Annotated in this window: 26 protein-coding genes; 1 reads left to right on the top strand and 25 read right to left on the bottom strand. The window is 59.4% G+C overall.

Translation table 11 applies throughout. The features are described 5' to 3' along the window. Positions 1 to 8 precede the first annotated feature (8 nt). The 22 genes from araG to D882_RS0115200 form a co-directional block, all read right to left on the bottom strand. Positions 9 to 1553: an L-arabinose ABC transporter ATP-binding protein AraG gene (gene araG / locus D882_RS0115305; protein ID WP_027924056.1), complete on the bottom strand. Its 1545-nt coding sequence runs from the start codon at positions 1551 to 1553 to the stop codon at positions 9 to 11. A gap of 63 nt (positions 1554 to 1616) precedes the next feature. Next, positions 1617 to 2621 carry a substrate-binding domain-containing protein gene (locus tag D882_RS0115300; protein WP_027924055.1) on the bottom strand — a complete coding sequence of 335 codons (1005 nt, stop codon included), beginning with the start codon at positions 2619 to 2621 and terminating at the stop codon, positions 1617 to 1619. 123 nt (positions 2622 to 2744) lie between these two features. Continuing rightward, positions 2745 to 3563 (bottom strand): SDR family oxidoreductase, encoded by an 819-nt coding sequence (locus D882_RS0115295; RefSeq protein ID WP_027924054.1) that lies wholly within the window; start codon positions 3561 to 3563, stop codon positions 2745 to 2747. A 195-nt stretch (positions 3564 to 3758) separates the two neighbouring features. Further along, a complete protein-coding gene (locus D882_RS0115290; RefSeq protein ID WP_027924053.1) occupies positions 3759 to 4634 on the bottom strand; it encodes an SMP-30/gluconolactonase/LRE family protein in 876 nt (291 codons plus the stop codon). 131 nt (positions 4635 to 4765) lie between these two features. After that, positions 4766 to 5482, bottom strand: coding sequence for a FadR/GntR family transcriptional regulator (locus D882_RS0115285; RefSeq protein WP_027924052.1), 717 nt, complete (start codon positions 5480 to 5482; stop codon positions 4766 to 4768). A 190-nt stretch (positions 5483 to 5672) separates the two neighbouring features. Continuing rightward, the gene (locus D882_RS0115280; protein ID WP_027924051.1) at positions 5673 to 6233 is read right to left on the bottom strand and encodes a DUF1285 domain-containing protein; all 561 of its coding nucleotides are present in this window, start codon (positions 6231 to 6233) and stop codon (positions 5673 to 5675) included. Positions 6234 to 6249: 16 nt separating this feature from the next. Then, complete coding sequence (locus D882_RS0115275; RefSeq protein WP_027924050.1) at positions 6250 to 6855, bottom strand: DUF4823 domain-containing protein; 606 nt, start codon at positions 6853 to 6855, stop codon at positions 6250 to 6252. Between the two features lie 232 nt (positions 6856 to 7087). Beyond that, positions 7088 to 8056 (bottom strand): GTP 3',8-cyclase MoaA, encoded by a 969-nt coding sequence (locus tag D882_RS0115270; protein WP_027924049.1) that lies wholly within the window; start codon positions 8054 to 8056, stop codon positions 7088 to 7090. A 139-nt stretch (positions 8057 to 8195) separates the two neighbouring features. Then, entirely contained in the window at positions 8196 to 8834 is a 639-nt protein-coding gene (locus tag D882_RS0115265) for a TetR/AcrR family transcriptional regulator (RefSeq protein WP_008152317.1), read from the bottom strand. Between the two features lie 377 nt (positions 8835 to 9211). Next, positions 9212 to 10000, bottom strand: coding sequence for a TatD family hydrolase (locus D882_RS0115260; RefSeq protein WP_027924048.1), 789 nt, complete (start codon positions 9998 to 10000; stop codon positions 9212 to 9214). 14 nt (positions 10001 to 10014) lie between these two features. Continuing rightward, on the bottom strand, positions 10015 to 10371 hold the full coding sequence (locus tag D882_RS0115255; protein ID WP_027924047.1) for a PilZ domain-containing protein: 357 nt from the start codon (positions 10369 to 10371) through the stop codon (positions 10015 to 10017). A gap of 42 nt (positions 10372 to 10413) precedes the next feature. Then, complete coding sequence (locus tag D882_RS0115250) at positions 10414 to 11400, bottom strand: DNA polymerase III subunit delta' (protein WP_027924046.1); 987 nt, start codon at positions 11398 to 11400, stop codon at positions 10414 to 10416. Beyond that, positions 11393 to 12025: a dTMP kinase gene (gene tmk / locus D882_RS0115245; RefSeq protein WP_027924045.1), complete on the bottom strand. Its 633-nt coding sequence runs from the start codon at positions 12023 to 12025 to the stop codon at positions 11393 to 11395. Before tmk ends, D882_RS0115250 begins: the two co-directional genes overlap by 8 nt. 19 nt (positions 12026 to 12044) lie before the next feature. Next, entirely contained in the window at positions 12045 to 13286 is a 1242-nt protein-coding gene (gene mltG / locus D882_RS0115240; protein WP_027924044.1) for an endolytic transglycosylase MltG, read from the bottom strand. A 3-nt stretch (positions 13287 to 13289) separates the two neighbouring features. Further along, positions 13290 to 14105, bottom strand: a complete 816-nt coding sequence (pabC, locus tag D882_RS0115235; protein ID WP_027924043.1) for an aminodeoxychorismate lyase — start codon at positions 14103 to 14105, stop codon at positions 13290 to 13292. After that, positions 14105 to 15349 (bottom strand): beta-ketoacyl-ACP synthase II, encoded by a 1245-nt coding sequence (gene fabF / locus D882_RS0115230; protein ID WP_027924042.1) that lies wholly within the window; start codon positions 15347 to 15349, stop codon positions 14105 to 14107. The genes pabC and fabF overlap by 1 nt, the downstream gene beginning before the upstream one ends. 109 nt (positions 15350 to 15458) lie before the next feature. Then, positions 15459 to 15695, bottom strand: coding sequence for an acyl carrier protein (gene acpP, locus D882_RS0115225; protein WP_003442511.1), 237 nt, complete (start codon positions 15693 to 15695; stop codon positions 15459 to 15461). Positions 15696 to 15886: 191 nt separating this feature from the next. Then, the gene (gene fabG, locus D882_RS0115220; RefSeq protein ID WP_027924041.1) at positions 15887 to 16630 is read right to left on the bottom strand and encodes a 3-oxoacyl-ACP reductase FabG; all 744 of its coding nucleotides are present in this window, start codon (positions 16628 to 16630) and stop codon (positions 15887 to 15889) included. Between the two features lie 16 nt (positions 16631 to 16646). After that, positions 16647 to 17585: an ACP S-malonyltransferase gene (gene fabD, locus D882_RS0115215; protein WP_027924040.1), complete on the bottom strand. Its 939-nt coding sequence runs from the start codon at positions 17583 to 17585 to the stop codon at positions 16647 to 16649. 124 nt (positions 17586 to 17709) lie between these two features. Then, positions 17710 to 18720 carry a phosphate acyltransferase PlsX gene (gene plsX / locus D882_RS0115210; protein ID WP_027924039.1) on the bottom strand — a complete coding sequence of 337 codons (1011 nt, stop codon included), beginning with the start codon at positions 18718 to 18720 and terminating at the stop codon, positions 17710 to 17712. A 4-nt stretch (positions 18721 to 18724) separates the two neighbouring features. Next, a complete protein-coding gene (gene rpmF, locus D882_RS0115205; protein ID WP_003179396.1) occupies positions 18725 to 18907 on the bottom strand; it encodes a 50S ribosomal protein L32 in 183 nt (60 codons plus the stop codon). 13 nt (positions 18908 to 18920) lie between these two features. Then, on the bottom strand, positions 18921 to 19448 hold the full coding sequence (locus D882_RS0115200; RefSeq protein WP_004371317.1) for a YceD family protein: 528 nt from the start codon (positions 19446 to 19448) through the stop codon (positions 18921 to 18923). Between the two features lie 106 nt (positions 19449 to 19554). Here D882_RS0115200 and D882_RS0115195 point away from each other — a divergent pair, with 106 nt between their 5' ends. Further along, entirely contained in the window at positions 19555 to 20133 is a 579-nt protein-coding gene (locus D882_RS0115195) for a nucleoside triphosphate pyrophosphatase (RefSeq protein ID WP_027924038.1), read from the top strand. Positions 20134 to 20200: 67 nt separating this feature from the next. Here the strand turns inward: D882_RS0115195 and D882_RS0115190 are convergent, their stop codons facing one another. From D882_RS0115190 to rluC, 3 genes are read right to left on the bottom strand one after another with little or no spacing between them, the layout of a single operon-like run. Then, positions 20201 to 21190, bottom strand: a complete 990-nt coding sequence (locus D882_RS0115190; protein ID WP_027924037.1) for a S49 family peptidase — start codon at positions 21188 to 21190, stop codon at positions 20201 to 20203. 24 nt (positions 21191 to 21214) lie between these two features. After that, positions 21215 to 21877, bottom strand: coding sequence for an HAD-IA family hydrolase (locus tag D882_RS0115185; protein ID WP_027924036.1), 663 nt, complete (start codon positions 21875 to 21877; stop codon positions 21215 to 21217). Further along, complete coding sequence (rluC, locus tag D882_RS0115180; protein ID WP_027924035.1) at positions 21864 to 22826, bottom strand: 23S rRNA pseudouridine(955/2504/2580) synthase RluC; 963 nt, start codon at positions 22824 to 22826, stop codon at positions 21864 to 21866. The genes D882_RS0115185 and rluC overlap by 14 nt, the downstream gene beginning before the upstream one ends. Positions 22827 to 23092: the final 266 nt, after the last annotated feature.

The raw sequence follows: 23092 nt of genomic DNA, 5'->3' as shown, positions 1-23092 counted from the left end.
GTCACCTCTCAGTTCGCCACGTCGTCAGCGCGTTGGCGTGGCAAAGCCAGTTGCAGCAGGTTGGATTCATTGGCCTCGGCGCGAGACAACTCGCCGCGCATCGCGCCTTCGCAGAGCACCAGAATGCGGTCGGAAATACCCATCACTTCCATCAGGTCGCTGGACACCACGATCACCGCGATGCCGCTTTCGGCGAGGTTATGGATGATCTGGTAGATCTCCGCCTTGGCGCCGATGTCGATGCCGCGTGTCGGTTCGTCGAGCAACAGGACTTTCATCGGCATCGACAGCCAGCGACCGAGAATGGCCTTCTGCTGATTGCCGCCGGACAGGTACATGATTTTCTGTTCAGCGCTGGGCGTCTTCACCTTCAGCGCCTTGATATGTTTGTCGGCATTGCCCTTTTCCCACAGGCCACGCAACAGGCAGCCAAAGGTGGAATGCGCGCCGCGAGCACTGATGTTGATGTTCTCGGCGACACTGGCGAGCGGGATGATGCCCTCCTTCTTGCGGTCCTCGGGGCACAGCAGAATCCCGGCCGCAATCGCATCGCGAGGTGAGCGCAGTTTCAGTTCATGGCCGCGCAGTTCCAGGCGTCCGGCCGTATTGCGTTCCAGCCCGCTGAGCAGGCGGAACAGCTCGGTACGCCCGGCACCGACCAGCCCGAACAACCCGAGAATCTCGCCTTTGTGTGCCTCGAAACTCACCGGCTCGCGCAAGCCGGGGCCGAGCAGGCCATCGACCTTCAGCGCCACCGCGCCACGTTGCCGAGCGCGGTAATCGTAGATGTCCTGAATGTCGCGACCGACCATGCACGTCACTAGTTGGTCGTGGGTCAGTTCGCTCATGTCCTCGAAGGTGCGCACGTAGCGGCCGTCCTTGAACACCGTCACCGCGTTGCAGATGCGGAACACTTCTTCCATGCGATGGGAGACGTAGAGCACCACTTTGCCTTCGTCGCGCAGGCGTCCGATGATCGCCATCAAGCGGTCGATCTCGCGTGCCGACAGGCTGCTGGTCGGTTCGTCGAACGCAATCACATGCGCGCCACGGGACAACGCCTTGGCGATTTCCACCAGTTGCCGCTGCCCGAGGGACAAGCGCCCGACTTTTTCTTGCGGGTCGATTTCATCGGCCAGGCCTTTGAGGCAAGCCAACGCCTGTTGGCGCAAGGCGCCACGATTGATCAGGCCGAAACTGGCCGGCAGGTGCCCGAGGAACAGGTTCTCCGCCACGGTCATTTCCGGCACCAGGTGCAATTCCTGATGGATCACCGCGACGCGGCTGGCGATGCTGTCGGCGGTGGATTTGAACGCCATCGTCTGTTCGCCGATCTGCAGGTCGCCGCTGCTCGGCGTGTAGGCGCCACCGAGGATTTTCAGCAGGGTCGATTTGCCGGCACCGTTCTCGCCCATCAAGGCGTGAACCTGCCCCGGGTGCGCGACGAAGCTGATGCCATCCAGCGCCTTCACGCCGGGAAAGGTCTTGCCGATCCCGTTGAAGCGCAGGCTGCCGCCGACGCTGTGCTCATGTGTCTGTACTTGCGCGTGCATAAACCACCTCTTCACAGATCAGACGGCCCCGTCGCCAGGGCCGCCGTTGAAATCAACCGCGCCTCAGTTCCAGAGGCCGATCTTTTCCAGTTCCTGCTTGAAGTTCTCGCGCGTGATCAGCGTCACGTCGTCCATGGCGGTGAATTTCGGTGGTTCTTTGCCGGTGGTGACCCAGTCAAACATCATGCTGGCGGTGTTGTAGCCTTCGATGTGCGGGCTTGGCAGCATCGAGCCAAAGAAGCCGCTATTGGGCTTTTTCAGTTCGCCGATAGCATCCGTACCGTTAATGCCGATGCCGATGACGTTGGCCGCTGCAAAACCGGCGGTTTCGGTAGCGCGCACGCCGCCCAGCACCGTGTTGTCGTTCATGCCGCCGATGATCAGGTTTTTCGCGCCACTCGGCAGTTTCACCAATGCAGAGTTGGTGGCGTCCATGCTGCCCGGGACGTCGAGGGTTTTCTGCGCCGTGAAGAGAATGTGGTCTTTCGGGAAGCCCGCGTCTTCCAGCGCCTTGACCGAACCGTCGGTGCGCTTCTTGCCAGTGTCGAGTTCGTTGAACGTGTTGATCACCGCGTAGGTGTCTTTCCAGTCCCAACCGCGTTTCTTCGCTTCGGTGGCCATCGCCGCGCCCTGTTTCTGGCCGACTTCAAAGGCGGCCATGCCGAGGTAAGGCACGTCTTCCATGAACTTGCCGCTGGCATCGACAAAACGGTCATCGACCGCCATCACTTTCAAACCATTGGCCTTGGCCTTGGCCACGATGGCCGGGCCGAGGCCGACGTCCGGCGGGCAGATCACAAAACCCTTGGCGCCGTTGGCCGCAAGACTGTCGATGGCAGACAGGGTTTTCTCGCCGTCCGGCACAGCGATCTTGATAACGGTGAAGCCTTTGTCTTTACCGGCCTTTTCAGCGAAGGCCCACTCGGTCTGGAACCAAGGCTCCTCCGCTTGCTTGACCAGAAAACCAATCTTTACTTCCTCGGCTGCCAGCAGCGTACTGCTCAGGCTAACCGCGGTGACCGCCAGAGCGGCACAGCACAGGGAACGGATCCCGCGACGACGATTCATAAGCTGACTCCTTGTTATTTTTTTTGAGCGTTATTTGAAAGCCGGTGAACACTTTGAAGCTAATAGTCATATCGTATGATGATTGGCTTTCAGACGGAGTTCCGCGCCTGAAAGCGGTTCTATTCAGTCGTGGTACATCACCGAGCGCCCACCATCGATGGTGATGCACGAGGCATTGATGAACGGCGCTTCATCGCTGGCCAGGAACACGGCGGTCATGGCCACTTCCATCGGTTGACCGATGCGACGCGGCGGATGCAAGTCCAGGGCGCGTTGACGCTCGGCATGCGGGTCGGCAAACCCGTTCCAGTAATCCACGTTCAATTGGGTTTCGATGTAGCCCGGCGCGATGGCGTTGACGCGAATGCCGTTGGCCGCGTATTCGATGCCCAGTGCACGGGTCAGGCCGAGCAAACCGTGCTTGGCCACCGGGTACGGGAAACAGCCCGGAATGATGTGGCTGGAGTGGGTCGACGCAATGTTGATGATGCTGCCGATGCCCTGTTCGATCATTTGCGGCAGCACAGCCTTGCAGCCATACCAGGCGCCGTCGAGGTCGATGGCGAAGCAGCGACGCCAATCTTCCTCGGTCATTTCCAGCGGATCACGGAACACATTGACCCCGGCGCAGTTGACCAGGACGTCGATGCGGCCGTGCAGATCAATCGCCAGCCTGGCCATGGCGTGCAGGTCTTGCTGGTGCGAAACGTCAGCCTTGATCGCGACCACGTCCGCACCCTGTTCACGCCAATGCGCCGCGACTTTCTCGACTTTCTCAGCCTGGATATCGCTGATGATCAGCTTGGCCTGCTGGGCCGCGAACGTCGCGACGATGGCCTCGCCGATGCCCTGGGCAGCGCCGGTCAGCAACACCACCTTGTTCTTCAGGCGCTCGCCTTTGGGCGGCTCCGGCACCGCTGGCAAGGAAAGAGGTTCAGCCATGAATCAAGACTCCTTTTGCGGGCACGACAAAAACCGGGCATCTGTCGATGTCCGGTCAAAAGACTGTCTGGAAAATCGCTGCATCACTTCACCTGTTTTGTTTTTTTAAGTGTGAGTGCGTGTAACTGATGGCCGACTATAAACCTGCCCGGCAAATAATCTCAATATATAATTTTACATCCCATATTTTGGGATTTATCCAGCAAAGCGCGTACAAGGTTTCCCGGCCACATTTACTCGAAGCGACAACACCGCCCCGTCCAGCGGATGGTTGAGCGGGCTCGCCGCGCTGGTGATGTACAGGGTTTTCAGGTCTTCGCCACCGAATACGCAACTGGTGGGACGGCTGACAGGCAGTTCGATGATTCGATCGACGTGTCCGTCCGGGGTCAGTCTTATCAGGCAACTGCCATCCCAGCGGGCGTTCCAGATGTAACCTTCGGCATCCATGGCCGAGCCGTCGGGGACCCCACGCTTGTCGGGACCGAACCAGACATAAGCGGTGTCCAGATTGCCGTCGGCGTGGATGAAGTAGCGGTACAGCGTGGCGTCGAGGCTGTCAGCGAAAAACAGAGTGGTGGCGTCTTCGCTCCACAGCAGCGTGTTGGGAATTCCCAGTCCGCGAAGCAACGGCGTAACCCGGGCATCGCGGTCGATACGGAACAGGCCACCGGAGCGACGGGTGACCGGCAAGTCTTCGCCGTTTTCGCCGATGTTGTTCTGCATGGTGCCGAGCCAGAGCCGCCCCTGCGCATCGCAACGGGCCTCGTTGGGGCGGTTGCCGGGTTGCGGGTCGGCCATGCAGAGCAAGGTCAGTCGTGGTTCAAGGCCCGGGGAGTCGAGGTCCAGACGATAGACGCCGCTGCTCAACGCGACCAGCGCATCGCCGCTTTCACACGGAATGAAGGCGGAGATGTGTTCCGGCATTTGCCAAATCTGGACGTTGGCGCCGATTAACCGGAGGGCTTGTTTGCCGGCGATGTCGACCCAGTACAGCGCCTGTGTCGGGGCATCCCAGAACGGGCCTTCGCCAAGCCGCGCCCGGTGCTGGGTCAGCGCATTCAACGTCATGAAACCTCCTGCCTTGTTCTTGTTTTTAGGTGTGAGCGAGCTTGCTCGCGATAGCGGTGTGTCTGTGACATCTATGTCGGGTGTGCCGACGCTTTCGCGAGCAGGCTCGGTCCCACATGGGTTCTTTGTAGTCAGCCAGTTCTTTTGTCGGCCACGACTTGGGGGTAGAAGCGTTTGATCGCCAGGTCTGCGTTATCGATCAGGGTCATGCACGCCCACACCCCGCGCGCGGCGTCGCGGGCGGCGATGGCGTCGGCCATGTCTTTGTGGATGGGCAGCGTACGCCGCAGTTCGTCGGGGTCGGCGGCAGAGACTTCGAATGACACCGCCAGCAGCGCGCCGAGCGCCGGGACCATTTGTTCGATGAATTGGTTGTGGCTGGCGGCGAGGATGCACTCGTGGAATACCCGGTCGGCGCGGTTGTAATCGACGCCACTGTCCACGGCCCGCTCCAGCGCGTTGTAGGCCAGGAGGATGGCCTGCACTTGCTCGACCGTCGCCCGTTCACAGGCCCAGCGCACGGCCATCGGCTCGATGGTGCGGCGCAGGTCGAGCAAGTCGTCGACGAAGTTTTCCGGCAAACCACTGCGTGACAGCCAGCCGACGACTTGCGGATCGAAGAGGTTCCAGCGCCGCACCGGCAGCACCCGCGTACCGACTTTCGGCCCGACTTCAAGCATGCCTTTGGCGACCAGTGTCTTGATCGCTTCACGGATGACCGTGCGGCTGACCCCCAGCTGCTCGCCCAGGTCGGCTTCGACCTTGAGGGTTTCGCCGGGCTTGACCTCGCCAGCGGCAATCCAGCAACCCAGCCAATCGACCGTTGAGGCGTGAAAACTGCTGGACATGGAAACCTCAAGACCGCGCGCGATGGAGCAACACGCTAATCATCATACGATTGGGTGTCAATTGGATTATTGAAAGAACACAGAGAACCCTGTGGGAGCGAGCTTGCTCGCGATGAGGCCGTAACATTCAACATCAATGTTGACTGTCACACCGCCATCGCGAGCAAGCTCGCTCCCACAGGGTTTTGCATTAAGGCTCGAGACCGATGGGGAAAAACTCGCCGCCACTCCACACACCCAGCCAGCGTTGCCCGTCGATTTCACGGGTCACGGCCAGTTCAACCAGTTGATAGAACACATTGCGGTGGATCAGGGCTTCAAGATTGGTCCGCACATGCACGTAGGGCGCGGGCTCTTGAGTGACCGGATCAATGACCACCCGAATCGGGTGCTCCGCGCCTGCCTCGGCCGTTTCATCCACGTTGGTGGTGAATCGCAGGAGCTGAGCCTCACCCTCGCCTTCCACATCGACGGCAATCGCCACGAACGGCGCATCATCGACCTTGATCCCGACCTTCTCGACCGGAGTGATCAGGAAGTAATCATCGCCATCGCGACGAATGATGGTCGAGAACAATTTGACCATCGGCTTGCGCCCGATTGGCGTGCCCAGGTAATACCAGGTGCCGTCGCGGGCGATGCGCATGTCGATGTCGCCACAGAAGTCGGGGTTCCACAGGTGGACCGGCGGCAAGCCTTTGGTCTTGGGGATTTGCCCCAACAAGTCGTTGGCTTTTTGCGGGCCACTCATGGCGTTCTCCTTTAAATTACTGGTCGCTGATCCCGATCAGGCTGCGCGCGTATTGCTGCAGGGGTGGGCCGATCAGGTCTTCTGGCTTGTTGTCGTGGAACGTCAGTAAACCGCCACGACTCTTGATGCGTGCAGTATCAATCAAATACTGGGTGCTGGTCTCGATCAACATGATCTGAATCACGCCGCTGTCGATGCCGAGGCGGTCCACGTATTCCTGATCGAGCCACTCATCGGAGTTGCCGATGCGGTCGTCAGCCTTGGCGAACCGCGTGTAAAGCAGGTAATGGGCACCCGCGGCACGGGCTTCAGCCATGGCCTGGTCGAGGCCTTCGGGTGCACGGGCGCGGCGGACCATCGGGAAGTATTCGACAAAGCCGTTAAAGGCTTCTTCGGCCACCACGTTTGGGCGCGGATAAGGACTGCCTGGTGGCGAAAAGGCACCTTGGGCGATGTAGATGAACGAGTCCGGCTGAATCCGCAGGTTATTCACCCGACGGCTGTCGCTGTGATCCAGCAGCCCCGCGTCGCTCATCTGGTAGCGAGTCCCTTCAGCCATGTCGCTGACATTCATGCAGCCACCAAGCGCCAAAACGGCCAGCAGCAAAACCAGGCTACGCATCCTACCCTCCAGAGGCCGGTGACGGAAAACCGGCGAATGGCCATGGGATGCAGCTTCCGCGCCAGTCTTGAGCATAGGGATGTTTGCAAATAGATAATGCAAATCTGTGGCGAGGGAGCTTGCTCCCGCTCGGTTGCGCAGCAGCCGTAAATTCTGAGGAATGCAGTGTCTTTGGAAATTCGGGGGCCGCTTCGCGCCCCAACGGGAGCAAGCTCCCTCGCCACAGGGCGTGTCAGCCGCCAATAATCTTCATGACTGTCGCGCCGCCGGAGAACGCCACTTCCTGCTTGTCACCCAAGGCCTTCACCAGCAGCCGCTGCAACGCCGGCAGCGCTTGATGGCGAGGTTTGTCGAGCAAGTCGCCGACATAGTGACGGTTGCTCGACGACAGGCAGCCATGCAGCCAACCCGTGGACGAAAGACGCAAGCGCGAGCACGTACGGCAGAATGGAACGCTTTCATTGGCGATTACACCAAAATGCCCCTGCCCCGGAATCTCGTAGCGCACCGCAGTGGCATCGACCGGTGCATCGGCCTGCAGATACTCATAACGCTCGCCAATCAAGCTCAGCAACTGCTGGAGGCTGACGAACTGTTGCAGGAACGCATTGGAGTCGGTGGCCAGGTGGCCCATGCGCATCAGCTCGATGAAGCGCAACTCATAGCCGCGTTCCAGGCAGTAATCGAGCAGCGGCATCACCTGATCAAGGTTCTGTCCGCGCAGCGGCACCATGTTGACCTTGATCTTTATGCCCGCCGCGCTGGCCTGATCCATGCCGTCGAGCACGGTCGCCAGATCGCCGCCGCGGGCAATGCTGCGAAAGGCGCTGGCGTCCAGGGTGTCGAGGGAAACGTTGATACGACGAATGCCGGCGTCCACCAGCAACGGCAGCTTTTTCGCCAGCAGCTGACCATTGGTGGTCAGGCTGATGTCTTCCAGGCCCATCTGGCCAACGGCGGTCATGAAGGCTTCGAGTTTGGGGCTGACCAGCGGCTCGCCGCCAGTGATACGCAAACGCTCGATGCCCGCCGCTTCGATCAAATATGCCACGCCGCGCGCCATGGCCTCGGCCGACAATTCATCCTGCGCAGCTACCAGCCGCTTGCCGTTGGGCACACAGTAGGTACACGCGTAATTGCAGGCTGAGGTCAGACTGATCCGCAAATTGCGAAAACGCCTGCCTTGACGGTCAACGATCATGGATCACTCCGGCGATGGACAAGTGGAACGCACAAAACTTGACTCAGAATTCAAGTTTTGGCAAGTCCCAAGCCTGAGTATATTCCTGCGGTACTGCGCCATATAGAGAAATCATGGCGCAATCAGGCAGCTGAATGGTTCAGCTGCTCGGAGTGTCGGTATCGCGCTTGCGCTTGTTGCCCATGCGCACGCCGATGTCCATCAGAAACTGGAAGAAGCCTTCCTGATCTTCCAGCACGTTGCTCCAGAACGGCGAGTGATACAGCGCCACAGCGCCATGCACCAGCGCCCACGATGCGCAGTAATGGAAGTACGGCGGCACGTCTTCGAGCTTGCCTTCGCTGATCCGGCCTTTGATCAGCAGGGTCAGGCGTTCGAAGTTCGAGGCGCGGATCTTGTGCAGTTCCTCGACCATCTCCGGCACTTGATTGCCCTTGACCACCTTCTCTTCCAGGCGGTCGAACAACCGATAGCGTTGCGGATCGCGCATGCGGAATTCGAAGTAAGCCCGGGACAGCGCTTCCTTGTCCTTGTCGACATCGGCCGAATGCAACAGCTCGTTCAAATCACGCTCGTAATCGAGCATCAGGCGCAGATAGATCTCCGCCTTGGATTTGAAGTGCTTGTAGATCGTGCCTTTGCCGATACCGACGGCATCAGCAATCATCTCGACGGTGACACTGTCTTCACCTTGGTCGAGGAACAGCTTGAGCGCGGTATCGAGAATTTCTTGCTCGCGGCGACGAAACTCACGGACCTTACGAGGTTCTTTATGCATAAGAAAAGGTCTGTTGGGGGTCAAAATTCGAAGCCGCGTATTATGCCTAACTTACGCAAAAATGCACGGATCATCCGACCATATCTGTGTTTCTTGATGATTTCCCGCAGGCTCGCTCATTGATGAGAACTCTTCCGAAGCGGGCGTATTCCAAAATTGTTTAAAAACCGGGGCCCGTAAACTGGACTAGGCGCAATAGTGATCAATACTTGAACTGTCGGCGAGACATCTCCCCCAAGTGTTGCGCCGATATTGGTACCAACGGACCGCGTACCATTGTTTTACTCCTAATGGTCTTAACCCGGATTCACCCCCCAGAACCCGGGTTTTTTTTGCCTGCGATTTGACCCTGCGCAGCGAGCCTGCTCGCGCTAGCCCTAAACCGGTTTCACATGCGCCAAAGGGAACAGCCGCTTGAAGTTCTCGGTGGTCTGCTCGGCAAATCGCTCGTAAGGCTCACCCCGCAACATGGCCAGAAATTCCGCGACTTCCCTTACATACTGCGGCAGGTTCGGCTTGCCGCGATACGGGATCGGCGCGAGGTATGGCGAGTCGGTTTCCACCAGCAAGCGGTCGGCAGGCACTTTGCTGGCCACATCGCGTAGCGCGTCGGCATTGCGGAAAGTGACAATACCAGACAGGGAAATGTAATAACCCATGTCCAGCGCGTCCTTGGCCATGTCCCAGTCTTCGGTGAAGCAATGCAGTACGCCGGCCTGTGGCAGTGCCGCCTCACGCAACAAGCTTAAAGTATCGGCACGGGCGCCGCGGGTGTGGATGATCACTGGCTTGCCGGTCTGCTGTGCTGCCTGCAAATGTAGGCGGAATGACTCCTGCTGCAACTCGGCCGCTTCCGGTTCGTAGTGATAATCCAGACCGGTTTCGCCAATCGCGACGACGCGCGGGTGATTGAGTTCGCGCAACAACCAGTCCAGTGCGGGCGCAGCGCCCGGCTGCACATCCAGCGGATGCACGCCGACCGAACAATCGACGTCGTCATAACGTTCAGCCAGGGCTTTGACGTCGGCCGCGTTGTCGACACTGACGCCGATGCACAGGAAGTGCCCTACCCCGCGCTGACGGGCCGCGTCGAGTGCCGCATCCAGAGAGCCGTCGTGGGCGGCGAGGTCGAGACGATCAAGGTGACAATGGGAATCTACGAGCATAAAAGGGCTGCAACTTACATCGTATGGGTGGGACGGTCGGATTTGAGGGCTCCGGCCAGGTAGTTTTCGATTCGACTGCGCGCCGTGTTGTCACCGTCGTTGAACTGCACGCCGACGCCAGCGGCGCGGTTACCCTGAGCGCCTTTGGGCGTGACCCAGGTGACTTTGCCCGCGACCGGAATCTTTTCGGCTTCATCCATCAGGTTCAGCAACATGAAGACCTCATCGCCCAACTTGTAGCTTTTGTTGGTCGGGATAAACAGCCCGCCGTTCTTGATGAAGGGCATGTAGGCCGCGTACAGCACGGATTTGTCCTTGATGGTCAGGGACAAAATGCCGTTACGCGGCCCCGGGTTGACGAGTTCATTCATGCTGACCTCCACTGCTGATGCACAGAGTCTAGGCGCAGACAATCACTTCTGGGTAGGCAGCGAGGCCCATTGCACCAGCAGCGCTTCCAGCAAAAGTGCCGGATTGAGGTTGGCTTTGCTCATCACCTTCTGACGCTGGGCAAGGATCCAGTCCTGGATATTCAGGACTTTATCCTGAGCGGCTTTCTGCGCCAGGTACTGAATCACCTTACGCATGTCCGTCAATCCCAGACCGTCTTCATCCTGGGTCAGCTGATAGCGCAGGATCAGGCTCGACCAGTCGCAGAACCAGTCGAACAGCAGCAACTGCGGAATGGTTTTCCATTCTTCGGCCAATTGTGTCGGCGATTGCTGTTGTTTGAGCAACTTCTTCACGCCCTCCACCACCAGCGCGCGCTGTTCGCGCACACCCTGGGCCTGCAACTTGACCGCGCCCAGCGGAGAACCGGCGGCCAGCGTCAGCAGTTCGACGCGCTCGTCTTCCGAGCTGTCCGGCAACGCCTTCGCCAACCATGCAAGGCTCATCGCTTCGCTCGGCAGTGGGCAGGCCTGCTGTACGCAACGGCTCTTGATGGTCGGCAACAGGCGACTGGTCTGGTGACTGACCAACAGCAAAACGGTATCGCCCGACGGCTCTTCCAGGCTTTTGAGCAAGGCGTTGGCGGCGTTGACGTTCATCGACTCGACCGGCTCGATCAACACCACTTTGCGCCCGCCCATTTGCGAGGTCTGCACCACGAAGCTGACCAGATCGCGGACCTGATCGACCTTGATCGCCTTGTCGGCTTCTTCCGGCTCGAGGATGTAGTTGTCGGGATGACTGCCAGCCTTGAGCAGCAGGCAGGATTTGCATTCACCGCATGCGTCCTGCGCGGTTGGCCGCTGACACAGCAGGCTGGCCATCAAGCGTTCCGCCAGCGCGCGCTTGCCGATCCCGGCCGGGCCATGCAGCAGATAGGCGTGAGCGTGTTGCTTACGACCGGCCAACTGTTGCCAGAGGCTGTCCTGCCACGGATAGGCTTCAGCCACGGGTCAACTCCAGCAGACGCGGCAACAAGGCGTCCAGCGAATGCTGAACCTGCACCAGCGGCTGGGCGGCATCGACCAGCACATAGCGCGCCGGATCCGCCTCGGCGCGCTTGAGGAACGCACTGCGCACGGCATCAAAAAAGGTTCGGCCTTCGAGTTCGAAGCGGTCCAGACGACCGCGAGCACTGGCGCGGGCCAGGCCCACTTCCACCGGCAGGTCGAAGATCAAGGTCAGGTCCGGGCGCAGATCGCCCTGGACGAAGGTTTCGAGCGTCGCGATGCGCTCCAGCGACAGACCGCGACCGCCACCTTGATAGGCGTATGTAGAATCCGTGAAACGATCACACAACACCACCGCACCACGGGCCAGCGCCGGGCGAATCACTTCGGCCAGATGCTGGGCGCGCGCGGCAAACACCAGCAGCAGCTCCGTGTCGGGGTTCATGACTTCATCAACCGGGGCCAGCAGCACTTCGCGAATCCGCTCGGCCAACGGCGTACCACCCGGTTCGCGGGTCAGCACCACTTCGATACCGGCAGCGCGCAGGCGCTCGGCCAGGTATTCGCGATTGGTACTTTTGCCGGCGCCTTCCGGGCCTTCCAGGGTAATAAACAAGCCAGTCACGGGCAGTCCTTATCAGAAATTATTGCGCGCCTTGCGGAGCGACAGCTTCCGGCGCGGGCTCAGCTGCCGGTGCAGGCATCGGAACCGGAACCGGAACCGGAGCCGGAGCCGGAGCCGGTTCTTGCGGCACGACGGAGGGCAACGCCTCGGGATCGGGATCAGGTGAAGCCGCCGGAATCGGCGCCTCGGCCTCCGGTGCTTCGCCATTCGCCGCCTCTGGCCCAGGGATCGGTGCCGGGCTGGAACGATAATCGGCACGACGCTTGAGCTGGAACTCACGCACTGCGTTGTTATGGGCATCCAGATCATCGGAGAACACATGGCTGCCATCGCCACGCGCAACGAAGTACAGGCTGTTGCCGGCCACCGGGTTCAAAGCGGCATGGATGGCTTCGCGGCCGACCATGGCAATCGGCGTCGGTGGCAGCCCCGAGATCATATAGGTGTTGTACGGGGTCGCTTCCTTGAGGTGGGCGCGGGTCAGTTTGCCGCTGTAGCGATCACCCAGACCGTAGATCACCGTCGGGTCGGTCTGCAGCAACATGCCGATCGCCATGCGTCGAACAAAGACCCCGGCAATCTGCCCGCGCTCTTGCGGCACGCCGGTTTCCTTCTCCACCAGCGAGGCCATGATCAGCGCCTGATAGGGTTCGGTGTACGGCGCATCCGCAGAACGTTGATCCCACTCTTTGGCGAGGACTTCGTCGAGGCGGTCATAGGCTTTTTTCAGCAGATCGACGTCGCTCATGCCACGTACAAAGCGATAGGTGTCGGGGAAGAAACGACCTTCCGGGAAAATCCCGCGGTGACCGAGTTTTTCCATGACCTGGCTGTCGCTCAAACCTGCGATTGTCTGCTCGAGTTTTTCATCTTTGGCCAGGGCGGCGCGGACCTGGCGGAAATTCCAGCCTTCGACCAGCGTCACGCTGTACTGAACCATTTCGCCGCGTTTCCACAGGTCGATCAGCCCTTCAACCGTCATGCCCGGAAGCATGCGGTATTCGCCACTGTGCAACGGTTGCTTGGGCAGATTGAAGCGCCAGTAAACGCGCAGCCAGAACGCGTCCTTGATGACGCCGTCGGCTTCGAGTCGATAGAAGGTGCGGGTGGGTGTCGTGCCTTTGGGCACGTCCAGCAGCTCTTCCTGGGTGATGTTCAGCGGTTGTTCCAGCGCCGAATGGATTTTCCAGGCAGAAGCGCCCAGACACAGCCCCGCCAGTACCAATCCGGTTTCCAGCAGCAGCAAGAATTTACGTCTCACGTATCAAGCATCCAGTAGCGCGCGGGCAATGGTTTGGAGTTTACGGGTGAGCGGCCCAACCGGCCAGCTCAGCGCAGCATAGGCGCGCACGGGCCAAACGCCATACACGCTGTTGCAGACAAAGACTTCATCGGCCCATTGCAGCTGTTCGAGCGTGATGTCGCCCACTTGCGTGGGGATCCCCGATGACTCGGCTTGAAACAATAATTCGTCACGCATCACACCGGCCACGCCGCAGCGTTTCAAATCGGCGGTGATTAGCACGCCATCGCGCACCAGGAACAGATTACTGAACACACCCTCGATCACGCGACCGGCCTGATCCAGCATCAAGCCTTCGGCATGTTCGCTGTCTTGCCATTCGGAGCGGGCAATCACTTGCTCAAGACGGTTCAAATGTTTGAGCCCGGCAAGCAAGGGTTGTTTTGAAAGTCGTGTGGCACAGGGAAACAATCGAACGCCCTGCTCGGCATGCGCAGCGGGATATACCGCCGGAGGATTGCCTTGCAGAATGCGTCGGACTTGCGCCGAAGGATCAGGCGCATAACCGCGCAGACTGTCGCCGCGCGTGAGGATGAGCTTGAGCACGCCCTCACCGAGCGCTGCGGCATAGGCCAGCAATTCGTTGCGAACCAGGTCGTGATCCGCCGAAATCGCCAGGCGCGAACAGCCCTGCGCCAGACGCGACAGATGCCGCTCCAGCAACAGCGGCTGCCCGCCGCGCACGGCAATGGTCTCAAACAGACCATCACCGTAGGCCAGGCCGCGATCCTTCAGCGACAGAGTGTCAGCCGGCTGACCGTCGACCCAGCTGTCCATCAGTCAGCGAACCGGCGGAAAACCAGCGAGCCGTTGGTCCCGCCAAACCCGAAGGAGTTCGACAGCACCACATCGATGTCCATGTTGCGCGCCGTGTGCGGTACGAAGTCGAGGTCGCAGCCTTCGTCCGGCTCATCAAGGTTGATGGTCGGCGGCGCGACCTGGCTGTTGATCGCCAGTACGCTGAAGATGGCTTCAACGGCGCCCGCCGCCCCCAACAGGTGACCGGTCATGGACTTTGTCGAACTGACGGCCAGCTTGTAGGCATGATCGCCGAACACCGACTTGATCGCACAGGCTTCGGCAAGGTCACCGGCCGAGGTCGAGGTGCCGTGGGCGTTGATGTATTGAACCTGATCAACATTGACCTTGGCATCACGCAGGGCGTTGGTGATGCAACGTGCAGCACCCGCACCGTCTGCCGGTGGCGACGTCATGTGGTAAGCGTCGCCACTGGTGCCGAAACCGATCAGCTCGGCATAGATGGTCGCGCCGCGCGCCTTGGCGTGCTCCAGCTCTTCAAGCACCAGGGCACCGGCACCGTCGGACAGGACGAAGCCGTCACGGCCCTTGTCCCACGGACGGCTGGCACGGGTCGGTTCGTCGTTGCGGGTCGACAGCGCGCGGGAAGCACCGAAGCCGCCCATGCCCAGTCCGCACGCGGCCATTTCGGCGCCGCCGGCAATCATCACGTCGGCTTCGTCGTACATGATGTTGCGGGCAGCCATGCCGATGCAGTGCGTACCAGTGGTACATGCCGTGGCGATGGCGTAGTTAGGTCCCTGTGCACCCAGGTGGATGGACAGGAAACCGGAAATCATATTGATGATCGAGCCTGGCACGAAAAACGGAGAGATCCGCCGTGGGCCGGAATCATGCAGGGTGCGGCTGGTTTCTTCGATATTGGTCAGACCGCCAATACCCGAGCCCATGGCCACGCCGATACGCTCTCGGTTGGCATCAGTAACTTCCAGCCCCGAGTTACGCACCGCCTGAAAACCTGCGGCCAGACCGTATTGAATGAACAGGTCGAGCTTGCGCGCTTCCTTGACCGACAGGTATTCCTCGACATTGAAGCCCTTTACCGAGCCGCCAAAACGGGTGGAATAGGCAGAAAGGTCGGTGTGTTCGATCAGACCAATGCCACTGCGGCCAGCCAGAATGCCCTGCCAACTGCTCGGCACATCCGTGCCCAGTGGCGACAACATACCCATACCGGTGACTACGACGCGTCTACGCGACACAGCACTCTCCTTTTTTCAAATGACGACTTTGCATCAGGCCTAAAGAAAAAACCGCACGCCGTGATGGCAGTGCGGTTTTTCCATGACAGCAAGCAACGATTACAAGCTATTAAGCCTGGTGGTTAGTAACGTAATCGATTGCGGCTTGTACAGTAGTGATCTTCTCAGCTTCTTCGTCAGGGATTTCGGTCTCGAATTCCTCTTCCAGAGCCATCACCAGCTCAACGGTGTCAAGGGAGTCGGCACCCAGGTCTTCAACGAAGGAAGCAGTGTTGACCACTTCTTCTTCTTTAACGCCCAGTTGCTCAGCAACGATTTTCTTGACGCGCTCTTCGATGGTGCTCATACCTTGTTTTCACTCCTAATGGACAAATTCAGGCAGCTGGCCAGTGGGTAAGTGTATAGAAAGACTTTTCAGCTTTTCAACTGAAAGCTTCACTCCTCAAACCCGACAGCCCTCTGCCTATAAATAGATTGCAGCTTTATAACGGATTTTAGACAGCTCGTATGACATTTTTTTGAAGCGATCCGTCACATTTAACTCATGTACATCCCGCCGTTCACCGGGATTGTAGCCCCAGTAACGTAAGCCGCACCGTCCGACGCAAGAAAAGCGACCACAGACGCGATCTCTTGTGCTTGTCCCAGACGGCCCAGCGGAATCTGCGTCTGCAAGGCTTCACGCTGTGCCTCGGGCAGTTCGCGAGTCATATCGGTATCGATGAACCCAGGGGCCACCGAGTTTACCGTAATCGAACGCGAACCGACTTCACGCGCCAGTGCACGGCTGAAACCTTCCAGACCGGCCTTGGCGGCTGCGTAGTTTACTTGGCCTGCGTTGCCCATGGCACCCACAACAGAGCCAATACTGATAATTCGTCCCCAACGGGCTTTGGTCATGCCACGCAAAACGCCCTTGGAGAGGCGGAACAGACTGTTCAGGTTGGTATCGACAACGTCATGCCACTCGTCGTCTTTCATGCGCATCATCAGGTTATCGCGGGTGATACCGGCATTGTTGACCAGGATCGCCGGCGCACCGAACTGTGCAGTGATGCTCGCCAGTACCGCAGCAACGGATTCATCGCTGGTGACGTTCAGCTCAAGACCCGTGCCTTGAATACCATTTTCTTTCAGGGTCGCGGCAATTCGCTCGGCACCGGAAGCGGAGGTCGCGGTGCCAATCACGATGGCGCCCTGACGACCCAGTTCCAGGGCGATGGCCTGGCCAATGCCACGGCTCGCGCCGGTGACCAGTGCAACTTTACCTTGCAGACTCATGCAAGCTTCTCCTGATTCAGGCCAGCGCTGCACGAGCGGCAGCGAAAGCGTCTGGGGTATTGAGGTTGGATGTCGACACGCCTTCGGCGCAACGCTTGTTCAGACCGGCCAGCACTTTGCCAGGACCGCATTCGACCAATTGGGTCGCGCCCTTGGCAGCCAGTGCCTGGACCGATTCCACCCAGCGCACGGGCTTGTAGAGCTGCTCAAGCAGATCACGCTTGAGGGTTTCCAGATCGGCCGGCACATTGGCACTGACGTTCTGTACCACTGGGATCTGCGGCGCCTGCCAGTCGATAGCAGCGATGGACGCGGCAAAACGCTCGGCTGCCGGGCGCATCAGCTCACAGTGCGACGGCACGCTGACCGGCAATGGCATGGCGCGCTTGGCACCACGAGCCTTGCAGCCTTCGATGGCACGCTCGACCGCCGCCTTGGCGCCGGCGATGACCACTTGGCCCGGGGAGTTGAAGTTCACCGCGCTGACCACTTCGCCTTGCGCCGCTTCGGCACAGGCAGCCAGTACATCAGCGTCATCCAGACCGAGGATCGCGGCCATGCCGCCCTGCCCGGCCGGTACGGCTTCCTGCATCAACTGACCGCGACGCTCAACCAGCTTCACGGCGTCACCCAGACTCAGGCTGCCTGCAGCGACCAGGGCGCTGTATTCGCCCAGGCTGTGACCGGCAACATAAGCCGGGCGCGCGCCACCTTCGGCCAACCACAGACGCCACAAGGCGATCGAGGCGGTCAGAATGGCCGGCTGGGTTTTATCGGTTTGATTGAGCTGCTCTTCCGGCCCTTGCTGGGTCAGTGCCCACAGGTCGTAACCCAGAGCATCGGAAGCTTCTTTGAATGTTTCGAGGACAACCGGATGTTGCGCGCCCAACTCGGCCAGCATGCCGAGGGACTGCGAACCCTGTCCTGGAAAGACGAATGCGAGGGAAGCAGACATGTAACGAGCCCCTAATGATCTTGTCGTCGGAGAAATGACGTCCCGCTTGGGGACGCAAGAAACTGACAGTTGGATGGCCAATTAAACTGAGCGGTCACATTTAAGCATTGTCCGACGAAAACGCCTAAAGCAACAAATCCTCCAGACGACCGTGTATCCGTTCCGGCAGGTTTTCCTGAATCTCGATCAGCGCACGGGAAATGGCGCTCTGAAAGCCCTGCACACCCGCCGAACCATGGCTTTTCACCACAATCCCCTGCAAACCGAGGAAGCTGGCACCGTTGTGCCGCGCAGGCGCGAGATCGGCTTGCAGCCGTTTCATCAACGGCAGCGCCAGGGCACCGACCATTTTCGAGGCGAGGTTTTTCCTGAACAAGGCTTCGATGCGCCCGGCAATCATGGTCGCCAGGCCTTCGCTGGATTTGAGCAGGATATTGCCGACAAAACCGTCACACACCACCACATCCGCCTCGCCACGGTACAAACCGTCACCTTCGACAAAACCGATGTAATTGATGCCCCGGGCTGCCTGCAATAACGTGGCAGCCAGCTTGACCTGCTGATTGCCCTTGATGTCTTCGGTGCCAATGTTCAGCAGCGCGACACGCGGGCGGACAATACCGAGCGTCTCCGCCGCCACCGAGCCCATAACGGCGAACTGCAACAAGTGCTCGGCACTGCAATCGACGTTGGCGCCCAGGTCGAGTAACTGGCAATAGCCCTTTTGTGTCGGAATCGCCGCCACCATCGCCGGACGATCAATGCCCGGCAAGGTCTTGAGCACAAACCGCGACAACGCCATCAGCGCACCGGTATTACCGGCACTGACACAAGCCTGGACCTTGCCATCACGTAGCAACTCCAGCGCCACGCGCATCGACGAATCGGGCTTGCCACGCAGGGCCTGCGCAGGCTTTTCGTCCATGGTAATGACTTCGGACGCCGGCACGATCGACAGGCGCGAGCGATCCACAGCCGATTGGCCAGAGAGCAATTCTTCAAGTAGGGAAGGTTGACCGACGAGGGTCAGGTGCAGCGAGGGTGTAGCAGACAGGCAAGCAAGGCTGGCCTGAACAATGCTGCGGGGACCGAAGTCCCCGCCCATTGCGTCAATCGCGATGACTTGAGCGGACAAGTGATTACTCGTCAGCGCCCTTGTCGATCACTTTACGGCCACGGTATACGCCTTCTGGCGATACGTGGTGACGCAGGTGAACTTCACCGGTGGTTTTTTCTACAGACAGGGTGCTCGCCTCGAGAGCGTCGTGCGAACGGCGCATGTCACGGGCGGAGCGGGATTTTTTGTTCTGCTGAACAGCCATAATTGATTAACTCCTAAACGTTTGGGTCACGCTTTAACTGCGCCAATACACTGAACGGGTTGGACCGCGTTACCTCGTCCTCGCTCGGTTCGGGCTCATCGAGACCCGCCGGCTGCTGGCATTCTTCCGGATGATGAGCAGGCACAATGGGCAAGGCGAGCAGAAGCTCCTCCTCGATCAGTGACTGCAGATCCAATGGATCTTCGCCCAGTTCCAGCACGTCATAACCTTTCGGCAACGACTGGGTATTCGCACCCTCCTTCACCACAGCATAACTGCATTCGCTATGGATCGGCAGGGTGACCAGCTCAAGACAACGCTGGCAAACCATTTTGACCTCGGTGTCGATAAAGCTGTGGATGACCACAGATTTACGTTCATCTCGTTCAAAAACGAATTTAGCCTGCACCGTACCGACAGTGTCGGAAAGCGGGTCGCAGAGTCTCTCCAAATCGGCCAGCAGCAGTTCACCTTGAAGGGTGGTGCCACGGTCAGCCAATTTGCGCGGGTCAACGTGAGGTGGAATCGGGTCATTCAACATAGGCGCAGCATTATAGGGATGCACCCAGCCATGTCAAAGGAAATTCAGCCCTGTCCGTCACTTGCAAGCCTCCGCTAGAATTCGCGCCTGACTTTTGGAGTTGCGCATGCTGCCTTTATTACTCGCTTCAAGCTCGATGTATCGCCGGGAATTGCTGGCTCGCTTGCAGCTGCCATTCACCTGCAGCTCGCCGGATATCGACGAAAGCCACCGACCGGGCGAGCCGGCCATCGAGTTGGTCAAACGCCTGGCCAAAGAAAAAGCCCAGGCGCTTTCGGGCAGCCATACCGCTCATCTGATCATCGGCTCCGATCAGGTCGCGGTACTCGGCGACCGCATTATCGGCAAACCTCACACTTTCGAAAACGCCCGCGAACAACTGCTGGCCGCGAGCGGCGCCAGCGTGACCTTCCTCACCGGCCTGGCGCTGCTCAACAGCCAGACCGGTGAATGCCAGGTCGATTGCGTGCCGTTCACCGTCCACATGCGCACGCTGGATCAGGCACGCATCGAACGCTACCTGCGCACCGAGCAGCCCTACGACTGCGCTGGCAGCTTCAAGGCCGAAGGTTTGGGGGTGAGCCTGTTTCAAAGCACCGAAGGCCCTGATGCCACCAGCCTGATCGGCCTGCCGCTGATTCGCCTGATCGACATGCTGCTGGCCGAAGGCGTGCAAATCCCCTAACTGCTACAAGGACCGCGCAGGCATAAAAAACCGGCCACACAGGCCGGTTTATTATGCAGCCTCAGAATCAGCGCATCGATGGACCGTGAAAGCCCATCCACATCGCCAATTGCTCGGCAACGCTGGCACCAAGCTTTTTCGAGAAACGATCGAACGGCGATTCCTGAACGGTGAAGTCCACCAGCTCCTTCTCGCCAATCACGTCACGGGCCACCGAACTGGCATTGCCCAGGCCATCGATCAGACCGAGCGGCAGCGCCTGTTCACCGTTCCAGATCAACCCGGAGAACAGCTCCGGATGCTCTTTGTCCTTGAGGCGATCGCCACGCCCCTTCTTCACGCTGTTGATGAACTGCTGGTGCGTGGTGTCCAGCACGCCCTGCCAGAACTGGGTTTCCTCGGGCTTCTGCGGCTGGAACGGATCAAGGAACGACTTGTGCTCGCCTGACGTATACGTCCGGCGCTCCACACCCAGCTTCTCCATGGTGCCGACAAAGCCATAGCCGGCCGCCGTTACACCAATGGACCCCACCAGGCTCGCCTTGTCGGCGTAGATCTGATCCGCCGCACTGGCGATGTAGTAGGCACCGGAAGCGCCCAGATCCGAGATCACCGCGTACACCTTGATCTGCGGATGCAGGGCACGCAGACGAACGATTTCGTCATACACATAACCCGACTGCACCGGACTGCCGCCCGGGCTGTTGATGCGCAGAATGATGCCCTTGACCTTATCGTCCTCGAAGGCCGCACGCAGGCTGCCGACGATGTTGTCAGCACTGGCCGATTCTTTGTCGGCAATCATGCCAACCACGTCGATCAATGCGGTGTAGTTGGAGCTGCGGGTCGCACTCTTTTCCATGTCCATCAGCGGCGTGAACAGGATCAGCGCCACAAACAGGTACACGAACGTCAGCAACTTGAAGAAAATCCCCCAGCGACGGGAGCGGCGCTGTTCCTGCACGCCGGCCAGCAAGGTCTTTTCCAGCAGCTTCCAGCTTTTTTCGTCACCGCTCTCTACGCTCGCCTTGGCGGGCGCTTTCCATTCGTCGGTCATGACATCTACCCCAGCAAAAACCGGTTAAGCCCGCTGATTCAGCCAGGCATGCAATTCTGAAAAACGATCAATAGCCAGCGCCGGCTCGAACAACTTCAACGCCTCGATCGATTGCGCGCCGTAGCTGACCGCCACCGAGTCCATGCCGGCGTTGCGCGCCATCTGCAAGTCGAAGGACGAATCGCCGATCATCAGCGCCTGCTCGGGGCGGACCTCGCAATGCGCGAGAATCTGCTCAAGCATCAGCGGATGCGGCTTGCTGGCGGTTTCGTCAGCGGCACGAGTGATATCGAAATAATCCTCCCAGCCGTGGGATTTCAGCACCCGATCCAGTCCGCGACGGGCCTTGCCGGTCGCTACAGCCAGATGATAACCCTCGGCACGAAACGCCTCCATCGACTCGGCGACACCTTCGAACAACGGCGAAGGCACAGCCTCGGCGGCGATGTAGTGATCGGCATAGTGCTGACGGAACGCTAAAAGCTCGGTATCGCCAATCTCCGGATACAAGGTGCGAATCGCCTCAGGCAAACCCAGGCCGATGATGCCCTTGACGGCAAAATCATCACGCAACTGAAATCCGGAGCGCTCGGAGGCGACATGCATCGCCTCCACAATCCGACCAATGGAGTCGGCCAACGTGCCATCCCAATCGAAAATCAGCAGCTTGTAATCAGAGTGGCGCACTCAGTCGCTCCACGGTCTTGGACCACATTTCATCCACAGGCGCCTGCAATTTCAGCTCGCTACCATCCGGCAGCGGCACGGTCAGCATGTAGGCGTGCAGGAACAGGCGCTTGCCGCCCAGATCGCGGATTTCCTTGCTGAAACCTTCGTCGCCATACTTGGTATCGCCAGCAATACTATGCCCGGCGTGCAGGGTGTGGACGCGGATCTGGTGAGTCCGGCCGGTGATCGGCTTGGCTTCGATCAGGGTGGCAAAGTCGCCGAAGCGGCGCAGGACCTTGAACACGGTCACCGACTCCTTGCCCTCCTCCTCGTCGACTTCGACCATGCGTTCGCCGGAGCGCAGATTGCTCTTGCCCAGCGACGCCCGGACTTGCTTGATCGAAGCCGCCCAGTTACCACGGACCAGCGCCATGTAGCGCTTGTCGACGCCATCGCCGCGCAATGCCGTGTGCAAATGGCGCAACATGCTGCGCTTCTTGGCGATCATCAGCAGGCCGGAGGTATCACGGTCGAGACGATGAACCAGTTCCAGCTCCTTGCAATCGGGACGCAACTGACGAAAGGCTTCGATCACCCCGTAAGTCAGGCCGCTGCCGCCATGAACCGCAATGCCGCAAGGCTTGTTGATCACGATCAGCGCTTTGTCTTCGAAGACAATCGAGGCTTCGAGGCGTTGCAGCAGGCCCTGGGCCAGCGGCACCGGCTCGTCGCGCTCAGGCACGCGAACCGGCGGCACGCGCACGATATCGCCCGCCTGCAGCTTGTATTCGGGCTTGATCCGACCTTTGTTCACACGCACTTCGCCTTTACGCAAAATGCGGTAAATCAAGGTCTTGGGCACGCCTTTGAGCCGAGCGAGAAGGAAGTTATCAATACGTTGGCCGGCATATTCCGGCGAGACCTCCAGCAGTTGTACGGCTGGGGTCGAAGGGGTTGTAGTCGTCATGGCGCGGATGATAACAATTTTTTATGGAATTGAAGCACTTAATCATTGCTGCTATAGTCGCGAACGCCGCCAAAAGCGGCCTGGACAGCGGACCAACGGTCAAAAACCGGCCCTGACCAACGCAATTCACCAGGACGCGAGGCCGTCCTACGGGGCTTTCGCTACGTAACGGTGGAGTTTGCAGCTGTAACGAGCGCAGGTGACATGAGGCCTGAATCATGCCGCAAAGCAGAGTTTTAACTCGCCTTGCGAGCAAATATTCACGG

Origin of the sequence: Pseudomonas sp. URMO17WK12:I12, assembly GCF_000514395.1 — a bacterium.
Lineage (GTDB): Bacteria > Pseudomonadota > Gammaproteobacteria > Pseudomonadales > Pseudomonadaceae > Aquipseudomonas > Aquipseudomonas mucoides.
Note: the sequence above shows the minus strand (reverse complement) of the source record. Positions and strands in the feature narration are given on the sequence as shown.